This window comes from Rhodospirillales bacterium RIFCSPLOWO2_02_FULL_58_16, assembly GCA_001830425.1.
Classification (GTDB): domain Bacteria; phylum Pseudomonadota; class Alphaproteobacteria; order Rhodospirillales; family 2-02-FULL-58-16; genus 2-02-FULL-58-16.
The window spans coordinates 1-19579 of record MIAA01000037.1 but is presented as its reverse complement, the minus strand read 5'-3'; the positions used below and the strand labels follow the sequence as shown (position 1 = coordinate 19579).

At 59.8% G+C, this 19579-nt stretch carries 17 protein-coding genes and 1 pseudogene; 4 read left to right on the top strand and 14 right to left on the bottom strand.

Annotation, left to right across the window (positions count from 1 at the left end; genetic code table 11):
* Positions 1 to 3: 3 nt before the first annotated feature.
* The 11 genes from A3H92_09405 to A3H92_09355 all read right to left on the bottom strand — a co-directional run bounded on the left by A3H92_09405 (position 4) and on the right by A3H92_09355 (position 14169).
* On the bottom strand, positions 4 to 1905 hold the full coding sequence (locus A3H92_09405; protein ID OHC74124.1) for a peptide ABC transporter substrate-binding protein: 1902 nt from the start codon (positions 1903 to 1905) through the stop codon (positions 4 to 6).
* Positions 1902 to 3794: an ABC transporter ATP-binding protein gene (locus A3H92_09400; protein ID OHC74123.1), complete on the bottom strand. Its 1893-nt coding sequence runs from the start codon at positions 3792 to 3794 to the stop codon at positions 1902 to 1904. Before A3H92_09400 ends, A3H92_09405 begins: the two co-directional genes overlap by 4 nt.
* Positions 3791 to 4561, bottom strand: a complete 771-nt coding sequence (locus tag A3H92_09395; GenBank protein OHC74122.1) for a hypothetical protein — start codon at positions 4559 to 4561, stop codon at positions 3791 to 3793. Before A3H92_09395 ends, A3H92_09400 begins: the two co-directional genes overlap by 4 nt.
* Positions 4558 to 8082, bottom strand: a complete 3525-nt coding sequence (locus A3H92_09390; protein ID OHC74121.1) for a hypothetical protein — start codon at positions 8080 to 8082, stop codon at positions 4558 to 4560. The genes A3H92_09395 and A3H92_09390 overlap by 4 nt, the downstream gene beginning before the upstream one ends.
* A 167-nt stretch (positions 8083 to 8249) precedes the next feature.
* Positions 8250 to 8564, bottom strand: coding sequence for a hypothetical protein (locus A3H92_09385; GenBank protein OHC74120.1), 315 nt, complete (start codon positions 8562 to 8564; stop codon positions 8250 to 8252).
* Positions 8557 to 8790 carry a CopG family transcriptional regulator gene (locus A3H92_09380; GenBank protein ID OHC74119.1) on the bottom strand — a complete coding sequence of 78 codons (234 nt, stop codon included), beginning with the start codon at positions 8788 to 8790 and terminating at the stop codon, positions 8557 to 8559. Before A3H92_09380 ends, A3H92_09385 begins: the two co-directional genes overlap by 8 nt.
* A gap of 50 nt (positions 8791 to 8840) precedes the next feature.
* A complete protein-coding gene (locus tag A3H92_09375) occupies positions 8841 to 9989 on the bottom strand; it encodes a hypothetical protein (protein OHC74118.1) in 1149 nt (382 codons plus the stop codon).
* A complete protein-coding gene (locus A3H92_09370) occupies positions 9986 to 10570 on the bottom strand; it encodes a phosphoglycerate mutase (protein OHC74188.1) in 585 nt (194 codons plus the stop codon). Before A3H92_09370 ends, A3H92_09375 begins: the two co-directional genes overlap by 4 nt.
* Positions 10567 to 11703: a hypothetical protein gene (locus A3H92_09365; GenBank protein ID OHC74117.1), complete on the bottom strand. Its 1137-nt coding sequence runs from the start codon at positions 11701 to 11703 to the stop codon at positions 10567 to 10569. The genes A3H92_09370 and A3H92_09365 overlap by 4 nt, the downstream gene beginning before the upstream one ends.
* The gene (locus tag A3H92_09360) at positions 11700 to 12929 is read right to left on the bottom strand and encodes a colanic acid biosynthesis glycosyltransferase WcaL (protein ID OHC74116.1); all 1230 of its coding nucleotides are present in this window, start codon (positions 12927 to 12929) and stop codon (positions 11700 to 11702) included. The genes A3H92_09365 and A3H92_09360 overlap by 4 nt, the downstream gene beginning before the upstream one ends.
* Positions 12930 to 12951: 22 nt before the next feature.
* On the bottom strand, positions 12952 to 14169 hold the full coding sequence (locus A3H92_09355; protein OHC74115.1) for a hypothetical protein: 1218 nt from the start codon (positions 14167 to 14169) through the stop codon (positions 12952 to 12954).
* Between the two features lie 26 nt (positions 14170 to 14195).
* Here A3H92_09355 and A3H92_09350 point away from each other — a divergent pair, with 26 nt between their 5' ends.
* From A3H92_09350 to A3H92_09335, 4 genes are read left to right on the top strand one after another with little or no spacing between them, the layout of a single operon-like run.
* On the top strand, positions 14196 to 16853 hold the full coding sequence (locus A3H92_09350; GenBank protein OHC74114.1) for a multidrug transporter: 2658 nt from the start codon (positions 14196 to 14198) through the stop codon (positions 16851 to 16853).
* 13 nt (positions 16854 to 16866) lie between these two features.
* Complete coding sequence (locus A3H92_09345; protein OHC74187.1) at positions 16867 to 17313, top strand: hypothetical protein; 447 nt, start codon at positions 16867 to 16869, stop codon at positions 17311 to 17313.
* Positions 17314 to 17334: 21 nt separating this feature from the next.
* Positions 17335 to 17817: a hypothetical protein gene (locus A3H92_09340; protein ID OHC74113.1), complete on the top strand. Its 483-nt coding sequence runs from the start codon at positions 17335 to 17337 to the stop codon at positions 17815 to 17817.
* Entirely contained in the window at positions 17817 to 18578 is a 762-nt protein-coding gene (locus tag A3H92_09335) for a hypothetical protein (protein ID OHC74112.1), read from the top strand. The genes A3H92_09340 and A3H92_09335 overlap by 1 nt, the downstream gene beginning before the upstream one ends.
* 116 nt (positions 18579 to 18694) lie before the next feature.
* Here A3H92_09335 and A3H92_09330 read toward each other — a convergent pair whose 3' ends face one another.
* From A3H92_09330 to A3H92_09320, 3 genes and pseudogenes are all read right to left on the bottom strand, one after another.
* Positions 18695 to 18994, bottom strand: a complete 300-nt coding sequence (locus A3H92_09330; protein OHC74186.1) for a hypothetical protein — start codon at positions 18992 to 18994, stop codon at positions 18695 to 18697.
* Complete coding sequence (locus A3H92_09325) at positions 18991 to 19242, bottom strand: hypothetical protein (GenBank protein ID OHC74111.1); 252 nt, start codon at positions 19240 to 19242, stop codon at positions 18991 to 18993. Before A3H92_09325 ends, A3H92_09330 begins: the two co-directional genes overlap by 4 nt.
* 80 nt (positions 19243 to 19322) lie before the next feature.
* Positions 19323 to 19579: pseudogene (locus tag A3H92_09320) on the bottom strand (hypothetical protein).

The window sequence follows — 19579 nt, the reverse complement described above, 5'->3', positions numbered from 1 at the left end:
CTTTTATTTCTTCTCCGCAAACCAGAAGGTGTCGGGACGGTAGATGCCGAAGTGGGCGCCGGGGTCCCAGTTATAGATGCCTTCTTCAGGCACGTTGCGCAGGCGATCAGCGACCACCACCGGCTGCAATACGCTTGAGATCAGGCCGATGGAGAACAGCTGATCGGCATGGATAGCCAGCATTTCATCCCAGATATCCTCTTTTTGCTTCTGATCGACGGCGTCGCGCCAGGCCCTATCGAGGCGGGCCAGCTTCCTGGCCTCCTCCAGGTCGGGCGCTTCTCCGCCCTTGCCGCCGCTTTCGAAGTTGAGGCCCCACTTCGGCCATTGTAATTGTTGCTGGCTGGTCGGCGCCAGTTCCTGAGGGGTGGAGTCGGCGGAAGCGATGCCGTTCTCCAGGCCGGACCATACCGAGACCAGCGTCGAGCCGGCGAAAACGCGATTGCGGAATACCTCGCGTTGCAGCGGCTTGGAGTAGAGCTTGATGCCGGCTTTGAGCCAACTATCGTGGATCAACTCCAGCACGTCCGTCTGCTCGGAGGACGCGCCGACGGTCTCGACGATAATCTCAATCGGGCGACCGTCGGGCAACAGGCGGATGCCGATGTCGTTGCGCTTGGCGAGACCCAGCTCGTCCAGCATCTTGTTGGCCCTGGCCAGGTCAAAGCGCGTCCACATGGTGGTGTACTCCGGCTTGTAGAGTCGGCTGCCGGGCAGCACGGTGTTGTTGCCTTCTTGGGCCAGACCGAAATAGATCACCTTATTGATCTCGTGACGGTCGATGGCCAGCGACAGCGCCCGGCGAAAATCGACGGCGCGCATCAGCTTGCGCCACTCGGGATCGGCGGCGTTGAGGTTGGGGTGCAGCGCCAAATGCGCTCCCTTTGCCGACGGCCACAGGCGCACCTTGAAGCCGTTGCGCTTTTCGCCCTGCTTGAGAAGGGTGTAGTTGTTGAATTGAAGGTCGCGGGCCTGCAGATCGGCGTCTCCCGAGCCTGTCTTGGCGGCGATCAGTTTACTGTCGGTGATGGTCATCGCCGCTTCGTCGATGTAGGGAAGCTGCCGTCCGTTTTTATCGACGCGGTAGTAGTAGGGGTTGCGCTTGAAAATAAAGCGCTCCGCCGGCGGCTTGGTTGACAGAACCCAGGGTTGCAGGCTGGGCAGCTCCGGGTTGGAATTTTTGTACTGGTGACTCATCAGGGTTTGCAGGGCCGCCCAGTTGCGCTGGCCATACTCCTTGATCAATTTCTCAAGCTCGGCGGCGGCGGCGTAGCGGGCGTGGAAGCGCTTCAGGTAATGAGCCGGTTTGTAGATATATTCGGGACCGGCGCCGGCCAGCGCCGGCAGAAAGAAGGGATTGGGCTTTGACCATGCGTAGCGCACCGTGGTCTCGTCAATGACCTGAAAGGCGGGGGCTTCGTCGTCTACTTTCATGCTCATGGGAGGCCCCGTCGGCGACATTTCCTTATTCAGGATAATGTCTTCCCAGTGGTAGCGGAAGTCTTCCGAGGTAAAGGGCCGGCCATCGGACCACTTGTGTCCCTTGCGCAGATACATGGTGAATATCCGGCCTTCCTCGATATCGATTTTTTCCAGGATGTCCGGCTTCAGGGCGTATGTCTTGTCATAGCCGACCAGACGGGCATAGCCGTAGACTTCCATCATGCGGGTGTCCTTGGCGCCGGACATCAAAAGCCTGAGCGTGCCGCCGTGGCGTCCCGGCTCCATCTTCGGGCCGTCCATGGCGACAACCGCCGGGTTTTCCGGCAATCTGTCCTGCACCGGCGGCATTTTACCCGAGGCTACGTCATCGCTGAAATACGGCGGCTCAATGTATTCGCCGGCTTGCGCCGCAGTCACGGTCAGGGACAGCATCAGGGCTATGACGGCGCGCTTGTTCATCAGGCGGCGGCTCCCGATTTCGGCATGGCGTGGGCGCGCACGAGGTGGCCTCCGCCCAGATCAATAAAGCCGGCGTCTTCGCCGCTTCGGATGTTGAACGGCGCCGGCCAGGCGTCGGGATCGGAAGCCTTGCCTTCCGCCAGTGCCGAGAAGTCGAGGCGATGCTCCGGGTCCGGAAACGGCGCCGCCGACACCAGGGCTTGAGTATAGGGATGAACGGGGTTTTCAAACAGCAGGTCGCACGGCGCGATCTCGACGATCCGCCCGGCGCACATAACGGCGATGCGGTCGGCGATGTAATTGACCACCGCCAGATTGTGGGAGATGAACAGGTAGGTAAGCCCCAGCTCATCCTGCAAATCTTTCAGCAGGTTAAGAATTTGCGCCTGGATCGAGACGTCGAGAGATGAAACCGGCTCGTCGCAAATCAACAGTTTCGGCTTGAGGGCCAGAGCGCGGGCGATGCCGATGCGCTGGCGCTGGCCGCCGGAGAAGCTGTGCGGGTAGCGGTTGAGAAAGCGCGGGTCAAGCCCGGCCAGATTCATCAGTTCGATCGTCATTTCCCGGCGGTAGGCCGCATCGCCGATATTGTGGATGACCAGCGGTTCGCTGAGGATGTCGAAAATGGTCATTCGCGGGTTAAGCGACCCGAAAGGGTCCTGGAACACATATTGAAATTTACGCCTGAGCGGCGCCAACTCGGCGTCGTTCAGCTCCAGCAGGTTTATCTGATTGCCGTTGTCGCAAAACAGCACCTTGCCGCTGTCGGCGTTGATCGCTCTCATGATGATCTTGGACAGGGTAGTTTTGCCGCAGCCGCTTTCGCCCACCAGGCCCAGGCATTCGCCGTGCTTTACCTGGAAGCTCACATCGTCCACGACCCTGGCGTTTTCACAGCGGCTTGATCCCAGGAAGCCGCCTTTTTTGCGAGTGGTGAAGCACTTGGATACGTCCTGTACATCCAGCAACGGCGTGGCGGCGGTCTTGATTTTTCCAATATAGTTCGGGTCGGCGACCAACAGATGGCCGGTCTTGTGGGTGATTTCGCGCAAGGGGATCAGCCGTTCGCCCGGCTTCATGTTGAAACGGGGGACGGCGGCCAGCAACGCCTTGAGGTAGGGATGAGTGGGAGTGCGGAAGATATCCTCAAGCGTCCCGCTTTCCACAATATTGCCGTTATAGGCGACGAACACCTCCTCGGCGACATTGGCGACCACGCCCAGATCATGAGTGATGATCAGCACCGCCATTCCCAACTCCGCCTGTAGGTCTTTGAGCAATTTAAGAATCTGCGCCTGGATGGTGACGTCAAGCGCCGTGCTCGGCTCATCGGCGATCAGCAGCGCCGGACGGCAGACCAGGGCCATGGCGATCATCACCCGCTGGCGCAGCCCTCCCGACAGCTCGAAGGGGTAGGCATTCAAAGCCTCGTCCGGGTTGGGGAAGCCGACCAGCCGGAGCATTTCGACGGTAGTCTTAAGTCCCTCGGCCTTGCTCATGTTGCGGTGCAGAAACAGCGTCTCGCTTATTTGGTCGCCGATGGTGTGCAGGGGCGACAACGATGTCATCGGCTCCTGGAAGATGATCGAGATTCTGTTGCCGCGAATGGAGCGGAAGCGCGGACTGTCGGGGTTAAGCTTGGCCAGATCGACGGCGGCGCCGCCCTCGGCGGGGTCGGCAAGCAGTATCTGACCGTCGGCGATGCGCGCCGTGCGCGGAAGAATGCCCATGATGGCCTGCGCCGTTATCGTCTTGCCGGAGCCGGACTCGCCGACCAGCGCCACCGTCGATCCGGCGCGCACGCGCAGCGATATGTTCTCGACGGCGCGCACCACGCCGGCCTGGGTCTGGAATTCAACCTTGAGGTTTTTAACCTGTAACAGATCGCTCATTGAAAGGCCTCCCTCGCCGACAGCAGACGAACGGCGGGGTGGTCGCGGACGCAATGCAGGAAATCGCCGAGGAAGGTCCATAAGTCTTCGTCATGGTCAAGGTGGTGGGTCAGAAGGCCGGTAGGCTCATCGGCGTCGACAAGACCCGCCCGTCTCGCCGACAGATGCCCGATGATCAGGGAAAGAGCCTCTCCGGCGCCGGTAAAGCGGCGACCGTCGCGCCAGGCAATAAGGTCGGCGTGGGCATTGACGCATCTGAGGCCCGGCGCCGGACGGGCCGAGGCGCGGGGGCCGTAACAACTGACGCCCTTGATGCCGATGCCGGGCAGACTTGCCGGCAGGGCCGGATCGATGCGGTTCCACGGCGGCGCCAGAACAGGCGCGCTGTCGGCAAACCGGCCCATCAACCGATGGCCTTCCTTCAATTCGGCGAGCATCATGTTATGGGTGCGTCCGGGAGAGCAATCAGGGCCGAACTCGGACTTTTCGGCGCCGGCGGGGGCGTGATTGATATGGCTGTACCCGTGTTGCACAACGGAAATCATGGGGCGGCTGGCCAGCAGGCCGGGCAGAGCCGGATCGGCTTCGGCGGGGATGACGGCGAGAGTCAGCGGCGTTTCATGCTCTTCGCTCAAATCCAGCAGGCGCTCCAACGCGCCGGTGATTTTACAGGCGTCATCGTCGCGCCACCACATGGCGGCGACAAGACCGGCTTTGCGCCAGGCGTCAAGTTCATTGACGAGGTCATCCCAGTCGGCGTTTTTCACAGCAAGTCCAAGGCTAGGGAGAGATTTTTTTCATCCAGCGGATATGAATGGAAATGGACCATGTTTTCGAGATTGATTTCCTTGGCGCCGATCATGGAAGGCGTGGACATGGCGCCGGCCAGCCGCTTTTTTATGATGTCGGTATCGACCTTGGGAACGCCCGCCGGGGCATTGGCGATGATTCCGAAGCCTGAATTTTCAAGGTAAGCCAGGGTGTCCGCCTCGCGCAGGCATCCCTTCAGACGCCGGGCGACATCAATTAAAAATTCATTTTTCTGGGCGTCGCTGAATTCCTCGTTCAGTGTATGGAAGTCGTCGATATTGATCAGAATAAGGGCGGAAACGCACTCTATGCGCTTGTTGGCGGAAGCCAGGAATTTTATGCGATCCTTCAGCAGGTCGCGGTTGGGCAGGCCGGTTCTTTCATCATACATTCCATTTGTGCCCAAGACTTTGCGCATCAACGCTTCGAGACGTTTGGCGATGAGGCGGGTCAGGCCGGCGCTGACCGTGCTGTTTTCCTGAATATATTTAAAGAAGATGTCCTTGGATATGCTGAGAACGGTTACATGCGAGCCGGCCCGGACGCTTGCCGTTCTCGGCACGTCGCACAGCAGGGCCAACTCGCCGATCAGTTCGCCTTTGCCGGCGGTCGCCACCGCCCTGTCGCCTTCGACGCTGTCGACCAGAATATCGACGGTGCCCTTCAGGATCATATAGGCCACTTTCGCCGTGTCGCCCTGCATGAAAAGGAACTGGTTTTTCTCGAACTCCAGCCGTTCGGCGGTGAAGGCCAGCAGCTTTAACTGCGAGCGTTCCATTTCGGCAAAAAACGGGATTTTTGCCAACACGCCGGCTTCCTCGTCCAATTCGCTTCCGGTCGGCGCCGGTTCCGTCTCGCTTTCGCTTAACTGCCGCACGCCGCCGGTTTTTGTCGTCTCCTTGACCTTTCCCCGTTCCACTTGCAGTACATGATCGAATTTATTTGTGAAGTTGTTTTGATCATCGACCCAGATAAGGCCGTTACCCTTCATTTCCATCTTGATTCTATTAAAGACGGCAGCCTGCGAGTCGGCGTCGAGCGAGGTGGCCGCCTGATTATAGATCAGCAGCTTGGGACGTTTCAGCAAACAGCGGGCAATGGAAAGTTTCTGACGCTGCGCCGACGACAGGCGCTTGCCGGCGATGCCGACGTCAAAATCAAGCCCGATCTTCAGAATCATCTTGCGCAGGCCTAGTTCGTCGATCACCTCGGCCAGCAGTTCGCCGATCCGGGCAGCGCTTTCGCCTTTGCCGCCGACGATTTTCCCGAAAAGGATGTTGTCCTGGATACGGCTGGCCGGGTTATAGGTCTCTGCGTCAAAGAAGGCGATGGACGAACGCATATCTTCCGGCAACGTCTCGAAAAACACGCGCCGCGCATCGAGAATTCTTTTCTGCATAGGGCCATCGATCATATCCAGATGGTGGCGGGCCGGGATCATCTTGAAGGGAAGATCGATAAGCCTTGCCTGATCGCGGGCCTCAAGGCTTTTAAGACCGTCCGCAGCCGCCTGGCTGATGATTCGCTGGAAATCAGGAAGATCGTCTGAATCAATAAAACTGAAGCGCTCGAAGAATTCGTGATCCGGCGCCAGTCCCATAAACAACTCTACCATCAGGCCGGCGATTGAGTGACCGATCCTGAGAAAGTCATCAGTCAGGCCGACCTTTTCCAGGACGGCGAGGACATGAGGGTTCTCTCCCATTTTTTCGATATCGAACGTCGAATCAACCGGGGTTCCGAACAGTATGTTCTTGGCGACCGAGGCGTTTGAATTAAACAGGTTTTTATCGAAGACCTCGACAAGGCCGGTCAATCCCTGGTTTTTCAATTGCTCGCTGATGACGGCGCGGGCTTTCAATACGCCCTCGGCCAGCGCCGGGTAGTCATCGGCATTGACGATCCGCTGGAGGGCGATTTGAAAAACCTCGTCCTCCATGTCTACGACACGCATGACCTCTATGGCCCTGTCCATCAGTTCGTCATGATTCTTGACGCCGATAGCCTCGAAGTCCACCCATTCGGCGTCGATGTCAAAGAGGCTGTTGCCGGACAGGGCCGACTCTTCGGCTTTTTTCCGGTGGTCTTCGCTATCGGCGACGGTGGAGCCGTTATCTACCGGATAATGTTTCAATCCGTACAGAAGGGCATCCATGATGGAGCCGGAACGGATATAGGATTCCTGGTCCACATAGGCGAACAGGCGACCGATAACGGCATTGGGCAAGGCCGTCAGGTTTTTGCTGCCGACGGATATTTTCCCTCCCGACGGCAGCACCTGGCGGGCGATCATCCGGGCCAGCTCCGATCTGCCGCCGGAGCCGGAGCCGATGATGGCGACATGCTCCGATGTATCCAGCGAGAACGAGGCTCCATCGACGGCCTTGTTGCCGTCGCTCAGTTCGAGGGACAGGTTGGAGGCGACCAGCTTGCCTTCGATCGGCTCCGTCGGTCCCTTGCGCAGTTCCATGTGCGCTTCGTCGAACATGCCGGGCGGCTCGAACTGATTGACGATCTGTTCGTATTTGATCTTGTTGTCTTCCATGCGCTGGTAGTAGGTCAGCAGCTCCTTCCACGGCCCCGATACGTCCTTGTAGGCGGCAAGAACGGCGACCAGCGCCCCCAGGGTCAGGTCTCCGTCAATGACCAGATATCCGCCGATGGAGAAAAAGAAAAACGGCGTCAACTGAGCCAGGAAGTTGTTGAGGAACTTGATGAAGAATTTTCTGCGGAACAGCTCGTTGCGGATGTTGAAGATGACGCCCAGACGGTTGCTGAAGTCGGCCAGCTCATAGTGAGCGGTGTCATGGGCGTGAATCTCGGAAACGCCCGACGTCATTTCGCTGATTCTTTCCGACAGTTTGCGTGAAGTCCTGACGCGCTCCTTGGCGAGGGCATTCACTTTTCGCTGAAGTTTAGGGATCACATAGCCCTGAACCGGATAAAGGATGATCGCCGCCATGCCGAGGGTCGAATCCTGGACGAACATAAAGCCGATCAGGGTAAGGAGAATGCCTCCCTGATATGCCGGAAGCGAGAAGGCGTCGCCGAAAAAACCGCCCAGCGACTCGGTTTCAACGGTCACCAGGGCGACGATCTCGCCTTGGGACAAGTTGCGGAAGTGATGCAACGGAAAGCGCATGACGCGCTCGATAAGCTGAAAGCGCAGGCGGCGCATGACGCGCTCGCCGAGTATGCTGCGGTAGATGTTGATAAAGTACTTAAAAGCGCCGTTTATCGAGACGAGGACGATGAACGCCGCGCAAAGGGTCATCAGATAGGGAATCTGCTCCAACTCGAAGCCGAAGAAGTTTTTCGGGAAGCCGGATTGCGCTCCGCTGATGGCCTTGTTGACGATGGTCTTGGGAATGTCCAGCGACATGTAAAGGAACGGAAACGAGATCGCCGCCATCAACAGCAATATCACCTGCTGCCTCATGCTGTACTTCAGCACATATCTGAAGATGCTGGTTTCCATTATCGTTTCGGCCTTTACCCCCTCTAACTCCCCCTTTGAAAGGGGGATAATTTTTCAGCGTTGTTAATGACGGTTTTTGTTTATTTTAGCAATGCCGGCGATGAAGTCGGCGCTGACGCTTGCGCCGTTACGGTCTCAACCCGGCGGCGGGGGCGTATCGATGAAGTTCAATGCTCGCCGTTACCCGCCGGGTTTAGATGGCTGGGCGTATCCATGGCATAATGCAGGACGCGAATTACAAAAATGCCCGTGGGTTCCACCATGTAAAATACCATGTGGCCGGCGTGCCGGTGGCAGCGCAATTCCGGTTGGATTTGACCGGCAAAACACCCCAAGTGCGGATTATCGGCCAGAGTTTGCAGGCAGTCCCTCAAGGACAGGAAATAGGCGTCGGCCTTGGCCTCGCCGAAAGTCCGATAGGAATAGACGTAGATTTCATCCAGGTCGGCGTCCGCCTTGTTGGAAAGGACGTAATCAGCCATTCCGCAGCCGGGTCTTGGCGGCTTTCATGACGTCTTCAGCTTTGCGCCCGCTGCGCCCGCTGTTCAATCCCTCTGCGATGGCTGCCTGTAGTTCCTGCCGCCGCCGTTGGTCATGGCGGATCAGATCGCGGATGTAGTCGCTGGCATTGGCGTACACGCCGCCTTTCACCTGGGTCTCCACCCATTCCCGCATGGGATCAGGCAGGGAAACGTTCATCGTCGCCATTGTCACCTCCCGTTTGATAAAGCATGGCATAGTTTGGCAATGATTGCCATTCATTTCGCCCGACAGACGATGAAGTCGGCGCTGACGCTTGCGCCGTTCATGTCGATCAGCGGGGCGTTGCTGAAAGTCGGTGAGGGAGGCGCCGAATCAACGGCGGCGGCGAGGGTTGCCGGCGACAGCGCCGCCTCGTTAAGGACACGCGCCAGACCGCGTTCCTCCAGCAGCCGCGCCCGCAGGGTTTGCTCGCTTTCCTCAGCGCCGGCGTAGGGTACGATAATGTTGGGCGCATTGGCGGCGAGAACCTCCATTACCGTGTTGTAGCCGCCCTGGGAGATGGACAGGCGGCAATTGGCGAGCAGGGTGCCGAAGTCGGCGCGGGCGCGTTCAATGATAAATCCGGCGGGGGCTTCGGCGATTAGCGCCCGAAGGCGTTCTTCCGGCAGGTTGTGGCCGACCAGCAGTCTCCAGGTAACGTCTCTCAGAGAGCACAGCGGGCGGGCGGCGAGGGCGGCGCGTAATAATTCCTCGCCGACGCCGCCGCCGCCGGTGGAAACGATGACTTCGCCGCTTCCCTGAGTTCCGCCGGACGCGGCGGCGCGGGCGTTATCGACCACATAGCCGGTGTAGCGCAGCTTTCCATCCAGGCGGCGGGCCAGGGGAAAGGTGGCGTCGAAAGAAATGAAATCCGGGTCGCCGTGGATCATGACGGCGTCGAAGTGGGCTTGCGCCAGTTCCAGCATTTCAAGATTGCGCTCGCGCTTTTTCTTCTCGACCAGGATATCGCGCACCGAGGAGATGATATGGGGGCGCGGCCGCGCCGCCTTCGCCGCCTCCAGCAGGGGAATCAACTCGAAGCGGAACTGGCGGCGGCCGAAGGGGAACAGCTCGATCACCAGCACCGACGGACGCAGGTTCTCGAATGCCTCGATCAACCGACGGCGACGGCGCTCGCGCCAGGCGTCGTTGATGGGCCGGGATTCCTCGTCATAGAGGGGCTTGAAGGTCTTATCCACCGCCTTGGCCGGCGGTAACTGGATGAATCCGGCGCCGTTCAGGTCCAGCATCGCCACCGCCTCGCCGCCGGAAACAAGAGTTACCGGAACGCCCCGACGGGTAATTTCGCGGACGATGGCGGCGGCCCGCATGACATGGCCGATGCCGAGGAGGTGCTGCACATAAAACATCACCGACCCGCTCATGGCGCGGCTTCTTTCAGAGGAATGTTGAGGCGGCGGATATGAGGCGTCCCTTCATCATTGACGACAAACAGGTGGGCCGCGCCGTCGATTAATCTTAGCGGAGGCTTGCCGATCATGTCCCAGCCGACGGCCAGCGCATAGACGGCGTTGATGACGCCTTGATGGCTTACCGCCACCGTTGGTTCGTTCAGGGAAGCCAGCCAGGGGGCGAGGCGGATTTGCACGTCTCTCGGGCTTTCGCCTCCGGGGCGGCGGAAGTTCAGCCCCAGGCGCTCGCTTTCCTTGACGGCGCGGGGGAAGCGTCGGTTCAACTCGTTAGATGACAGGCCTTCCCATTCGCCCCAGTTCATCTCTGTCAGACGAGGTTCCGGTTGCGGCTCGCCGATTAATATTCGGGCCGTCTCCATCGCCCGGACAAGAGGGCCGGCGATCAGGCGGAAGCCGTGGAATTCTACCGGCAGCTTCCAGCTTTTCACCACAGCGCGACCATTGGCGCTTAGCGGGATGTCGGTCAGGCCCTGGATGCGGCGTTGCTCATTCCATTCCGTCGGCCCGTGGCGGATCAGCGCCAGCTCGATCATGACGCCGTCAACCTGCAAAGGGCGTCGTTGAGAACGCGGACGGCGGTTTTGATGTCGTGTTTATCAAACGCCAGCCGCCGGGCCGCCTTGCCCATGGCTCGCCGCTTTGCGGCGTCGCCGATCAATTCATCGACGGCGGCGGCGAACAAGGCCGCATCGTTGACAGGAACCAGTATGCCTGACAAGCCGTCGCTGACTATATCGGGAACGCCGCCGGCGCGCCCGGCGACCACCGGCAGCCCGGCGGCCTGAGCCTCAAGAAAGGCCATGCCGTAGGCCTCGTCGACGGCGGGCCATGCGTAAATATCCGAAGCGGCGTAAAGGCGAGCCAATTCTTCCATCGTCAGTTCTTTGAACCATGTGACCCGGTCGCCGAGGGGGGCCAGCGCCGCCGCGACTTCCTTGCTCGCCGTTCCATAGCCGCAGGCCAGCAGCCGCCAGGGGCGCTCCATAAGTTTCGCCAGCGCCTCGCCGAGGATAGAATACGAGGCCGACTTGGCGCCGGGACGCATCATGGCGACGGTAAGCAGCCAGGGAACATTCGGCTCGATGCCGTGAACCTCGGATATGCGCCGACGGCAGTCCGCGCCGTCGACGTAGGCGAAATGTTCGGTATCAATGAAGGGGGCCAGCGCTATCAGGCGACTCGGGTCTTTGAGCATCGGTTGCACGCAACTGCGGTCGTTCGAGTTGAGGCAGAACACAAGGTCGGCCAAGGCGATGGCCCGTAACGCCGCGTCGTGACCTTCCGCCCATGGACCGTTTTCCTGCTTCGGCGCGAAGGAGGCCTCGGCGATCACATAGGGGATGCCGAGAGCCGCAGAAACCGCCGGTCCCAGCCAGTCGGGAGCCTTATGGTAGAGGTGATAGGTGAACCAAACCTGGGGACGGCTCCGGGCGGGCCGCTTTTGGTATCGACGGATCAGGCGCTTTGCCATGCGGCCTCCGAGATCGCGCATTCTGCGCTGGCGAACGGCGTCGCCCTCGCGGTCATATGAGCGCAGCCCGGAGGCTTGCTCCACCGTGTGTCCCGCTCTTTCCATGGCGTCCATCAGCAGCCGCGCCATGCGGCGGTCGCCCGACGGGTTGGGGTGGTCGGGAGGCTTCAGCGGCGCGTAGAAGGCGATATTCATGCTCTGATGCCGAATTTGGCGGCCAGTCGGTCGATGCCGTTCTCAATGGAAAATTCCCGGCGCACCCGCTCCAGGCCGGCGGCGCCCAGGCGTCGGCGTAACGGCGGATCAATTATAAGGCGTTCAAGGGCGCCCGCCAAAGCGTCAATATCGCGGGATGGCGCCAAAAGTCCGGTCTCGCCGTCGGCAATCAACTCGGCGGCGGCGCCGGCATCGGTTGACAGGCAGGGCAGGCCTTGGCTTTGCGCCTCCATCAGCACGTTGGGCAGTCCGTCGCGGTCGCCGTCGTCGGCGCGGCGGCAGGCCAGCGCGAACAGGTCGGCGGCGCGGTACTGCTCCAGCACCTGCTGCTGGGGCATAGCCCCCATCCACGAGACGCGCCCGTCGATTCCAAGTCTTTGCCCCTGACGCTTGAGTCCGGAAAGAAGCGGCCCGTCGCCGACATGCACGAAGCGCCAGTGCAGTCCGGCGGGCAGTTCGGCCAGGGCCTCCAGCAGGTCGCGATAGCCTTTCTTTTCCACGGCGCGGCCCACCGAAAGAATGACTGCCGGGTCATTTTCGTCGCCGCCGTCGCGGTCGGGGCGAAGTTTCGGCGGGGCGGGGAAGCGGGAAAAATCGAGGCCGTGGTAGATCAGTTCGACCCGCTTCGGGTCGGGCGCCAGGGCGGTCAGATGGTCGGCGTTAGCCTGCGCGCATGTCACCAGCCAGCGGCAGTCTTTGAGCTTTTCCCGCTTTTCCCACTCCGGAGATGTCCAGATGTCCCTGGCGTGAGCCGAACAGCTCCACGGCAAGCCGAGGATGATGGCGGCGTAGCGGGCGACCGAGGCCGGCGTATGCAGGAAGTGGGCGTGAATCCATCCCGTCCCGGCGGGCAGTTCATTAGCCAGCGCCAGCGCCTGGCCGAAGCGTCGCACGCGGTTGGGGGTGAGGTCGCGGGCCAGGTCCTTGAGCCATATATTTCGGGCTGTTTCATATCCGGGCCGACGCCTGATCGCCCGCCATGCCTTGAACACCCGCAACGGCTCCCGATATAAATACTCGGGCAGATAAGCGGGCAAGGCGGATATCTCGCGGTGAGCGGGATGAACGGCGCGGTCGGCGGGACGGCGCAGCGAGAACAGGCGTACGTCAAGGCCGCGCCGCTCCAGCGCCAGTATCTCCTGGGCGATGAAGGTCTCGCTGAGACGGGGGTAGCCCTTGACCACAAAGGCGACGGCGCCGTTCATGCGTGGACGGGATGGAGACACGTTAATTGTCTCGGCTGACCACGGAAAGAGACATCGAATCGCCGAGCCATGCGTCAACCGTCGAATTGATGACCGATAATCCGTCGAGAAGGCCGGGGATGCGCACTTCGGAGGGTTTGGGCTGGTGCGGCAATTCGCGCAACGCCCTGGCCATCGTCTTCGGGCTGCGCTTGCCCTTGGGGGAAAGCATGCGGGCCAGCCCTAATTCCTGCGCCCGCGAAGCGCGGATGAACTGCTCAAGCCTGGGCATGGTGCGCGGCACGATAAGGCCGGGTTTGTCGAAGGAAAGAATCTCGCAGAAGATATTGTAGCCGCCCATCGAGACGACGCCGGCGGCGTTGGCGATCAGGTCTTCAATATTGGCGTCGAAGGTAATGGCCTCGACCTTGGGCAGTCGGCTTACCCGCTCCATGAATTCCGTTTGCAGGACGGTGCGCATGAACGGCCCGAGGACCAGATGGGCTTTGTGGGGGATATCGGGGTCATGCTCATAGGCTCGAAGAACCCAGTCGATCAGCATGGCGCCGTCGCCGCCGCCGCCGGTGATTACCAGCAGATAAGGGTCGCCGCCGAGCGCCGTTCGCGCCTGGGGCAGGTTCGGTTGTGACCATGCGCGGCGGAGGTAGCCGGTATATTGCATTTTGCGCTTTGCCGCCTCCGGCATGGGAATGCCTTCCAGGGGGGCGTAAATATGGCTGAGACCGTAGACCCAGATGTGGTCGTAAAGGTCGCAGACCGCCGCCATCACGTTCTTGCGGGACCATTCATCGGCCAGTTGGCGGGGGGCGTCCATGATATCCCTCAGCCCGAGAACCAGCGGCGTGCCGCGCGCCTTTAGCATGGTCAGGGTGTCCTTGACCTCGCCGCGCAACCCCAGCGGCTCTTTGTCAACCAGGAAGAAGTCGGGATCGAATACCTCCGCCGTGTGGCGAATGAGCGAGGCGCGCATGGTCAGCATCTCGTCGATGTCGATGCCCAGGTTAAGCGACGTATAGTCGCCATGGCGCAGTTTGATGACTCCCGGAATGCGGACGAAATCCACCCGTGAACGGAAGTCGAAGCTGCCGATGATCGGCGAGCCGGAAAGAATCAGCACCGACAAATCTTCGCGGTGATCGACCAGCGAATGAGCGATGGCCCGGCACCGGCGCAGATGCCCCAGTCCGAATGAATCATGACTGTATATCAACAGCCGGGTTTGTCCGGTTTTTCTGCCCATGGCCCGATTGTATACTATAATGAGTCATGGAACCGACAATTTTCAAATACATCTTCAGACATTCCATGCGCCGGCAGTTGTTTGTGCTGTTCCTGGTCGCGGCCTCGTTTCCGTTTCTTTATTTCTCGCTGGAACTGCCCAAAAGAATCATCAACAAGGCCATCGGCGGCGCGAATTTTCCCCAGCCGTTCATGGGCATGGAGTTCCAACAGATAGAATACCTGTTCGTTCTGTGCGGCATGTTTCTCGCCATGGTGCTGATCAACGGCGGCTTCAAGTATTGGATCAATGTCGCCAAGGGACAGCTCGGCGAAAGGATGTTGCGCCGGTTGCGCTATGAGCTTTACAGCCGGGTGCTGCGGTTTCCCTTGCCCCGGTTCCGCAAGATGTCCCAGGGCGAGATCATTTCCATGATTACCGCCGAGGTCGATCCGCTGGGCGGGTTCATCGGCGACGCCTTGGCCCTTCCGGCCTTCCAGGGCGGCACGTTGCTGACCATTCTGGTCTTCATGTTCATTCAGGACCCCTTTCTCGGCGGCGCCGCCGTCGCCTTTTATCCGGTGCAGATTTACTTGATTCCCCGGCTGCAAAAGAGGGTCAATTTGCTTTCCAGGGAGCGGGTAAGGAACGTACGCAAGCTGTCCGAGCGCATCGGCGAGACGGTCACCGGCATCAGCGAAATTCATGCCCACGACACTTCCGAATTCGAGCTGGCCGATTTTTCCGGCAGGCTGGGGACCATCTACGGCATCCGTTACGAAATCTATCGCCGCAAGTTCATGATCAAGTTTCTCAACAACTTCATCGCCCAGGTGACGCCGTTTTTCTTCTTTTCAATCGGCGGTTATCTGGTGATCAAGGGCGATCTCACCTTCGGCGCCCTGGTCGCCGTACTCGCCGCCTATAAGGACCTGGCGTCGCCGTGGAGGGAACTGTTGAGCTATTACCAATCCATGGAGGACATCAAGACCAAGTACGGGCAGATCATGGATCAGTTTCAGCCGGCGGACATGATGGAGGAGTCTTTGCAGCGGACTGAGCCGGACAGCATCATGCCGCCGGGCGGGACGGCGATCATGACCAACCTGACGCTGGAAGAGGAGGGGGGGATCAAGGTCGTGGACGGCATTAACGCGACCCTGGAGCTGAACGGGCGCATCGCCGTCATCGGCGCCGAGGGTTCGGGCAGCGACGGATTGGCGTTGCTTCTCGCCCGTCTGCTGTCGCCCACCGCAGGCTCCATCAAGCTGGGGGGACGCAACCTGTCCCATTTGCCCGAGTCCGTCACCGGGCGGCGCATAGCCTATGTCGGCCAGAACGCCGGCCTGTTCGCAGGAACCGTGCGCGACAATCTGGTTTACGGCTTGAAGCACCGTCCCGCCGTCGAAACCGCCGAAGATGAAAAGCGCCTGAGTTTCATGGCCGAAGCCGAGGCCGCCGGCAATTCGCTCCGCGACATCAATGCCGACTGGATCGACTACCAGGCCGCCGGCGCCTCATGCCCCGAAGAGCTGACCGCCCGGATATTCCAGGTTCTGGAGGCGGTCTGTCTCAAGGATGACATCTACGATTTCGGCTTGCAGGGGTCAATTAATCCCCTGGAGAAACCCAGGCAGGCCGCCGCCATCCTCGACGCCCGCGCCAAGCTGCGCCGACGGCTGAATGAGCCTGGGCCGGCCAGGCCGGTCGAGCCTTTCGACCGCAGCAGGTACAACGTCAATATGACGGTTTCCGAGAATCTGCTGTTCGGCACGCCGATCGGCAATGAATTCAACCTGGAGCGTCTCGGCGAGAACGCCTATGTCCAGGCCACCCTGGAAAAGGTCGGCCTAGGCGAGGATTTCCTCAAGACCGCAGTCAAACTGGCGGCGCTGATGGTCGAGCTTTTCCGGAACATGGAGGCGGGCCACGAGTTCTTTGAACGCTTCAGCTTTATCGGCGCCGACGATCTGCCCGAGGTTCAGCATTGCCTGTCGCGCTCCAGGTCCGGCTCGGTCGCTGATCTGGAGCCGTCGGAACGCAATTTGTTGATGTCGTTGTTATTCAAGATAGTGCCGGAGCGCCATCGCCTGGGCCTGATTGACGAAGACATGCAACAGAGGCTTCTGGAGGCGCGCCGGGCGTTTGCCGAAAACCTGCCCGAAGGCCTCAGGGGCAGCGTGGCGTTTTTCGATGAGAAGGAATACAACGCCGCCTCCTCGATCCAGGACAATATCCTGTTCGGCAAGCTGGTCTACGGTCGCCCCCAGGGCAAGCGCGAGGTCGGCGGATTGATCCGCGAGGTAATTGAATCCATGGGTCTGACCGGAATGGTCCTGGAGGCAGGCATGGACTCGCCGGTCGGCGTCGGCGGCGCCCGCCTGTCGGGCGCTCAACGTCAGAAGCTGGCCATCGCCCGCTGTCTGCTGAAACGGCCCGGCATATTGATTGTCAACGCCGCCGCCGCCGCCCTTGATCAGGCAACCCGGAAAACGATCATGGACAACGTGTTCAGGGAAGTCGATGGTCGCGGATTGGTCTGGGTTCTTGATCAGGCCGATCAGGCCGCCCGCTTTGATTACGCCGTCATCATGGAAGGCGGAAAAATTATCGAACAGGGAAGCGTCAAGGAACTTAAACAACCGGGAAGGCCGCTCCATTTCATGGCGCCTTTGGAAGAAGAGGAGGCGGATCGTGGAATTTGATGAATCCGTACGGATGCTCAGGCGCATCCCCATGTTTGCGAAACTGGATATTTCAAAGCTGAAGCTTCTTGCTTTCGCCGGCGAGTATCAGACCTTCGATGACGGCGAGGTTCTGTTTTACGAGGGCGAAGCGGCGGACTGCGCCTACATTATCGATGAGGGCGAGGCGGTCGTCAGCGGCGGACAAGGCGAGGATGCGATGACGGTCTCCACCCTGGGCAAACACAGCCTGTTCGGCGAGATGGCGATCTTTCGCGGTTCAACCAGAACCGCCACCGTCAAGGCCGGGGGAAGCCTCAAGGTGATACGGATTGACGGCTCGATGTTCCTCAAGATGGTCACCGAAAACCCGGACGCGGCGCTGGGCGTCATGCAGGTGTTGAGTGATAAAATCGCCCGCGCCATGAATGATTACGGCGATCTTGATAAAAAATACCGCGCCCTCAAGGATGGCGCTTAGGCATATAAGGAAATATCTTTCATGAAGCCATGTCCATGCGGCTCCGGTCAGAACCTTGACGTTTGTTGCGGCCTGATAATCAGCGGCGCGCCCGCGCCCACCGCCGAAGCGTTGTTGCGTTCGCGCTATACCGCCTTTGTCCTCGGCGATATCGGCTATCTCGCCGACACGTTGTCGCCCGGCATTCGCGGCGACTTTGACCGGATCGAGGCCGAGAGCACCTTCCGCGATGCAAAGTGGCAGGGGTTGGAAGTGCGCGCCGTCGCCGACGGCGGCGAGGGCGATGAAAGCGGCTCTGTTGAATTCATAGCCCGCTTCCGGTTGCGCGGTAAGCAGCGATCTCATCACGAATTAGCTGAATTCCGCCGTGAACAGGGGCGCTGGATGTGCGCAGGCGGACAGATGGACCCCAAGGGACCGCCGCGACAAACCGTCAAGGTCGGCCGCAATGAACCTTGTCCTTGCGGTTCGGGCAAGAAATACAAGAAGTGCTGCGGGGCCTGATGGAGCGGCGCTTCCACTGTACGGCCTGCGGCAAATGCTGCTACGGCCAGTTGCCGCTGACCCTCAATGACGCTATTGCCAACGCCGAACGGTTTCCCTTGGCCATGATGTGGACGACCATACGGCAAGGGGCAAAATCCTTTGCGGTTAATGCGCGCCTGGGGACAACCGTGAAACCGGGGAAACGCAAGCAGTTTGCAGTGCAGATCACTCCGGTTTCCTATGTGCCGCCTTCGCTTCCTTGCCCGGCGTTGGCGTCCGATGGCCGCTGCTCCATCCACGCCGACAAGCCGTCACGGTGCAGGACCATGCCCTTTTACCCTTATCGTGAAGAGGAGGACCAATCCGATCTGCTGGTTCCCCGACAGGGATGGTTATGCGAAACATCCGGTCAGGCGCCGGTCGTGTACCGGAACAAGAAAATAGTTCATCGTGAGGATTTTGAGCGTGAACGGCGGGAACTCGGCGATCAGACGCCTGTTTTACGCGCCTACGCGGAGGGTTTGATGGCCAACGCCCCCAATGTGGCGGCGGCGCTTGAAAAAGCGGCGAATAAGCCGAGAGGGGGCTTTGTGGCGCTCAACTTCACCGCCATTGTGTCCCGGCTTCCCCGGATTGACATGGCCGCCTTCGCTCAAAAGCAGTTTCCGGTGCTGACCATGTTCGCGGACAAAACGGCGGGCATGTCCGAGGCGGCGGAATTTCACCGCTATTACCGCGACAACGCCGCAGGAATGGAACGGTTCCTTAAGCGGGTTTAGGGGCCATCACGCCAATCAGGTATCTATTAATTATTGCACGAAAAACAGCGCCGATGTGAAAAGGGGATATGGAGATGTAAGGGAGATAGAAAAAACAGGACAGGCCCAAGTTAGTGCTACAGATGTTTTATATCGCGCATTCCATGCAGGATGCGGATGATCTCGACGGCGCCTGAACGTATTCTGTAAAATATGACATGCGCCCCATGAGAGAGTCTTCTTACGCCGTCGCCAAGTTCGGGACAGGGAGCGCCGATTTCCGGGGCGTCAGTCAGGCGCTCAAATTTTTTCTCGATCTCGCCGAGATAATGGGCGGCTCGGCGCTTGCCCCATGACCGGATTGTATACCGATAAATGCCTTCCAGATCCCGTTCCGCATAGAGGGATTTAACATAGCGCAACGGCCTGTCCTTTATGCGGTTTCGCCATCGACATCGCGGATGATGTCGGCAACGGTCCGCTTGCCGAGTCGGTTGTTGTCGAGGTCGGCGACACCCGCCTGGATGTCCTGGCGCAGAGCTTCCAGTTGCGCCTCTAGGGCTTGGTCTCGTTCTTCCAGCAGACGCAACCCGGCTCTTATAACCTCGCCGGCATCGTTGAATTTGCCTGCGTCCACCCTGTTGCGAACGTACTCTTCGAAGTGTTTGCCAATAGTAAAGTTCATGATTCAACCGCCCGCCTGTTTAGGGCAGTATAGCATTTAATGCTATTTTTTAGTACGATTTTTCGACGGGGCCACTGGCTTCACGCCCGTTTGCGGCGGAAGCTTTGCAGGCCTACCTCGTCGAGGAAGGCCTGGTCCTTGCGGGCCAGTTCCAGGGCTTCGCGTTTCTCCCGGTTTTCCTGGGCGACCTGATATTTCTTCAGTTCCCGGTAGGCCTCGCGCAGGATGTCGCGGGCGGCGGCGATTTCCTTTTCCGTGCGGGCGATGGATTGGGCGATATGGTTGCGGCGCATGATCACCAGTTCGGCATAGTTGCCGTACAGGATTCCGGCCTCTT